Below are 4,776 nucleotides of genomic sequence, written 5' to 3' on the forward strand. Positions count from 1 at the left end.
TGGGGGTGAGGAGCGGCCCGGTCGGCCGCTCCTCACCCCCAACGAGAGAAGGCAATCATGCTTGTTCGTACCCTGATTCTCGCCGCGGCCCTGGCGCTCCCGGGCGCCGGGATGGCTCTCGCGGCCGACCACGACCATGGCTCGATGCAGTCCGCCGTGAAGCTGCCGGAGGCCTGCAAGGCGGCCACCGCCGGCAAGGACGCCATGATGAAGGACATGCAGGGGCACATGTCCCAGGCCATGCAGGGCATGGGCGGCCAGATGACCGAGACCCAGAAGGGTCTCCAGCAGGCCATGATGTCGATGAACGGCCCGATGATGCAGGGGATGATGGCGGGCGACCCCGACGTCGCCTGGATCTGCGCGATGATCCCGCACCACCAAGGCGCCATCGACATGGCCCGCGCCGGGCTGAAGGGCGCCGACAACGCCGAGAGCAAGCGCCTCGCCGAAAAGACAATCGAGGAGCAGGAGAAGAGCATCAAGGAGCTCGTCGCCTGGCTCGACAAGAACGCCAAGACGGAAGGCAACCAGTAAGCCGCCGGCTGTCGTCGGGTCGCTTGCGGCCCGGCGGCGCCCGCTCGGCCATGCGGAAGGAGCGGTCATGAGCGACGCGCCACAGGGACACGATCCTGCCCCAGGAGGCCACGGCCATGCCGAGCACGGGCACGCACACGGCCACGACCACGGCCACCATGCCGGCGTCACGGAGAGCGAGGACGGCGCCTTCCGCGTGAAGGACCCGGTCTGCGGGATGATGGTCGACCCGCATGCGACGAAGCACCGGGCCGAGCACGACGGGCACCCCTACTACTTCTGCTCGAACGGCTGCCGGACCAAGTTCGAGGCCGACCCGGTCCGCTACGTCGACCCCGGCCGGGCCGCGAAGAAGGCCGACCCGGTGCCCGAGGGCACGATCTACACCTGCCCGATGCACCCCGAGATCCGGCAGCTCGGCCCAGGGGCGTGTCCGATCTGCGGCATGGCCTTGGAGCCGGTGCTGGTCGGCGCCGACAAGGGTCCGAGCGAGGAACTCGTCGACATGACCCGGCGGTTCTGGATCGGGCTCACGCTGACCCTGCCGGTGTTCGCGCTGGAGATGGGCGGCCACCTGACTGGCCTGCTCGACCTCCTCGGCCAGCAGAATTCGAACTGGGTCCAGTTCGTCCTCGCGACCCCGGTCGTGCTCTGGGGAGGCTGGCCGTTCTTCGTGCGCGCCTGGGCGTCGGTGCGCAGCCGCAACCTCAACATGTTCACCCTGATCGCGATGGGCACCGGGGTGGCCTGGGCCTACAGCGTCGTCGCCACCGTTGCGCCCGGACTCTTCCCGCAGGCGCTGCGCGGTCACGGCGGGGCGGTGCCGGCCTACTTCGAGGCGGCCGCGGTCATCACGGTGCTGGTGCTCCTCGGGCAGGTCCTGGAGCTCCGGGCCCGCGAGAGCACGGGCGGGGCGCTCCGCGCGCTGCTCGACCTCGCGCCGAAGACGGCCCGCCGCATCCGGCCCGACGGGACGGACGAGGAGGTGCAACTTGACGCCATCGGCGTTGGCGACCGCCTTCGCGTCCGCCCCGGCGAAAAGGTGCCGGTCGACGGTGCCGTCGTGGAGGGCCGCAGCTCCGTCGACGAGAGCCTCGTGACCGGGGAATCGATGCCCGTCACCAAGGAGGTCGGCACCTCCGTCATCGGCGGCAGCCTCAATCAGTCCGGCGCCCTCGTCATCGAGGCGACCAAGGTCGGGCGCGACACCATGCTGGCCCGCATCGTCCAGATGGTGGCCGAGGCCCAGCGCTCTCGCGCGCCTATCCAGCGTCTCGCCGACCAGGTCGCCGGCTGGTTCGTGCCGGCGGTCATCGGCGTGGCCGCGCTGGCCTTCATCGCCTGGATGGCGTTCGGGCCGGAGCCGCGCTTCACCTTCGCGCTGCTGGCGGCTGTCGCAGTGCTCATCATCGCCTGCCCCTGCGCGCTCGGCCTCGCCACGCCGATGTCGATCATGGTCGGCGTTGGCCGCGGCGCCGGGGCCGGGGTGCTCGTCAAGAACGCCGAGGCGCTGGAGCGCATGGAGAAGGTCACCACGCTGGTGGTCGACAAGACCGGCACGCTGACCGAGGGCAAGCCAGCGGTGACGCGGGTGGCGGCGGCGACCGGCTTCGACGAGGCCAGCGTGCTGCGCCTCTCGGCGAGCGTCGAGCGGGCGAGCGAGCACCCGCTCGCCCTCGCCATCGTGAAGGCGGCCGAGGAGCGCGGGATCGGCCTGGCTCCCGTGGCGGATTTCGACAGCCCGACCGGCAAGGGCGCGCTCGGCACCGTCGAGGGGCGCCGGGTGGCGCTCGGCAACGCCGCCTTCCTGCGCGAGCAGGGGGTGGAGGTGTCGACTTACGCGGCCGAGGCGGACGACCTGAGGCGAGATGGGGCGACCGCGATCTTCGCGGCCGTCGACGGGCGCGTGGCCGGCGTCATCGCGATCGCCGACCCTGTCAAGGTCACGACGCCCGAGGCGCTCGCCGCGCTCCGGGCCGAGGGCATCCGGGTCGTGATGCTGACCGGCGACAATCGGACGACCGCAGAGGCGGTGGCGCGCCGCCTCGGGATCGAGGAGGTCGAGGCGGAGGTGCTGCCCGACCAGAAGGCCGCCGTGGTCGAGCGGCACAAGGCGGCCGGCCAGGTCGTGGCGATGGCCGGCGACGGCGTCAACGACGCTCCCGCGCTCGCCGCCGCCGACGTCGGCATCGCCATGGGCACCGGCACCGACGTGGCCATCGAGAGCGCTGGGCTGACCCTGCTCAAGGGCGACCTCCTCGGCATCGTGCGGGCGCGGCGGCTGTCGAAGGCGGTGATGGGCAACATCCGCCAGAACCTGTTCTTCGCCTTCGTCTACAACGCGGCCGGCGTGCCGATGGCGGCGGGCGTCCTCTACCCGTTCCTCGGCATCCTGCTCTCGCCCGTCATCGCCGCCGCCGCCATGGCGCTGTCTTCGGTCAGCGTGATCGGCAACGCCCTGCGCCTGCGGGCGACCCGGCTCGGTTGAAGCGTCCCACCTCGGAGCCCCTTGTTCGCGCCCGTCGTCCACGACCTGATCCACCGGGTCACCGGCCTGGATCAGCCCCACGGCCCTGGGTGGATTGAGCTCGTCTCGGTCCTCGTTCTCGTCGTGGCGCCGGCCTGGACGGGAAGGCTGGCGCTCCGCCTCGGCTGGCGCTGGCTGCGCGGACGGCAGCGCCGTCGCGGCGCCGGAAGCCCGGAGCGGCGGAGCCTTGAGCGCGACGTCCCGCGGGCGACGCTGCGCTTCCAGCTGCGCCTCGTGCTGCTCTCGCTGCTGACGCTTCCGGCGGCGTGGCTTCGTCCAGGGCCGCCTCTCGCTCGACGCCCTGGTCGCGGCGCTGGCAGCCTTCAAGGAGATCGCGCCGGCCCTGCGCGAGCTGTTCGGCTTCGCGCAAGGCTGGTCCGACGCGAGAGCGCGGTTCGAGGAGATCACGAGGTCGCTGCAAGCACTTGAGTTGGCCGTGGGGCTGCGCGGCCTTGAGGTGAAGCTGGAAGCTCGCCACAGCGCGGCCGGACCCGCGTCGATCATCCACGCCATGTCGCGGCAGCTATCCGCTGTCGGGGTTCGCGGCGTCCTCCCGAAGTTCCGCAATTGAAGACCAGGCGCCGGTTCGTTCGTGCGCGCCTTCCATCGATGTTCGGCCGTTATATGGCATCCCGGACGCTCGCATTGCGTGCTCGCTCATACACTGCTCAGGCTTGAGTGAGTTGTCCGGACGATCGTTGTGTTCGGGATCTCGATGCGCGCCGCGGTGGAACATTGCATCATCGTCGGCGAGGTGAGGTGATGAGACAAGGCGCGGCTGTGCTGGCAGCGGAGGATGCGGGCCCTCACCGTCGCGCCAGGGCCGCCGTCCGGGCGATGGCCACGGTCGCCCCCCCCTCCCCCCCGCCGTGGCGTGCTGCGGGTTCGCGGCCAAGGGCCGTTCGAGAGACGGGAGCTGATGCCCCTTGCGTCGCCTGCGGAGCCAGCCGCACGTCCCTCAGGCGGGGTCGACCATCGGCGAGAGGGCCTCGATGATGCGGCAGTCCGCGACCGACCCGCAGCCGCACTGGCCGATGACCTCGCGCAGTTCCGCGGCGAGCCGGGCCAGGTCGGCCAGCTTGCGCTCCACGTCGGCGAGGTGGGCGCGGGCGATGATGTCGACCTCGGTGCACGAGCGCTCCCGGTCGTCGGAGAGCGCCAACAAGTCCCGGATCTGCTCCACCGTGAACCCGAGGGTGCGGCTCCGCCGGATGAAGCTCAGCCGGCGCAGGTGCTCGGGCCCGTAGAGCCGGTAGTTCCCGCTCGACCGCGCCGGCGGGGGCAGCAACCCGACCTTCTCGTACCACCGCACCGTCTCGACGCGGGTCTGCGTTGCCTCCGCGAGCCTGCCGATGGTCATGGACGCGGTTTTGCTCACGGCTTGACCCTGCAGTGACTACAGGGTGCATGTAGGCACCCGTCCCGGTCCGGTCCAGGGCTCGGACGAACGGAGCGCAGCATGAACCAGGCCGCCCCCGCGGACACCCTGTCCCCGTCCGCCCCCGGCGCGCAGGCCCTGCGCTACAGGGTCAGGGGCATGGACTGCCCGACCTGCGCCGGGAAGATCGAGACCGCCGTCTCCCGGCTGCCGGGCGTCGCGGACGTGCGCGTGAACTACGGCAGCCAAATCCTCGACCTCGCGCTCGACGAGGCTGCGACGCCGAGGACCGACTTGGAGGGGCGCATCGAGCGCCTGGGCTACGGCGTCGCGC

At 71.4% G+C, this 4,776-nt stretch carries 4 protein-coding genes; 3 read left to right on the forward strand and 1 reads right to left on the reverse strand.

From position 1 onward, the window contains the following. Positions 1–57 precede the first annotated feature (57 nt). A complete protein-coding gene (locus tag MFF42_RS06100) occupies positions 58–537 on the forward strand; it encodes a DUF305 domain-containing protein (RefSeq protein WP_009865581.1) in 480 nt (159 codons plus the stop codon). Between the two features lie 67 nt (positions 538–604). Then, positions 605–3,025 carry a heavy metal translocating P-type ATPase gene (locus MFF42_RS06105; protein WP_012752944.1) on the forward strand — a complete coding sequence of 807 codons (2,421 nt, stop codon included), beginning with the start codon at positions 605–607 and terminating at the stop codon, positions 3,023–3,025. A 997-nt stretch (positions 3,026–4,022) separates the two neighbouring features. On the opposite strand, the gene MFF42_RS06110 is transcribed toward MFF42_RS06105, so the two are convergent. Further along, the gene (locus MFF42_RS06110; RefSeq protein WP_012752942.1) at positions 4,023–4,424 is read right to left on the reverse strand and encodes a MerR family transcriptional regulator; all 402 of its coding nucleotides are present in this window, start codon (positions 4,422–4,424) and stop codon (positions 4,023–4,025) included. 99 nt (positions 4,425–4,523) lie between these two features. Between MFF42_RS06110 and MFF42_RS06115 the strand changes: the two genes are divergently transcribed. After that, positions 4,524–4,776 (forward strand): heavy-metal-associated domain-containing protein (locus MFF42_RS06115; RefSeq protein WP_238254949.1); only part of this gene is annotated, 253 nt, incomplete at its 3' end.

The organism is Methylorubrum podarium (genome assembly GCF_022179745.1).
Lineage (GTDB): Bacteria > Pseudomonadota > Alphaproteobacteria > Rhizobiales > Beijerinckiaceae > Methylobacterium > Methylobacterium podarium.

Bases quoted from the DNA above. Each gene is read 5' to 3' on its own strand.
- MFF42_RS06100 (WP_009865581.1), top strand. From the start codon at position 58: ATGCTTGTTCGTACCCTGATTCTCGCCGCGGCCCTGGCGCTCCCGGGC.
- MFF42_RS06105 (WP_012752944.1), top strand. From the start codon at position 605: ATGAGCGACGCGCCACAGGGACACGATCCTGCCCCAGGAGGCCACGGC.
- MFF42_RS06110 (WP_012752942.1), bottom strand. From the start codon at position 4,424: ATGACCATCGGCAGGCTCGCGGAGGCAACGCAGACCCGCGTCGAGACG.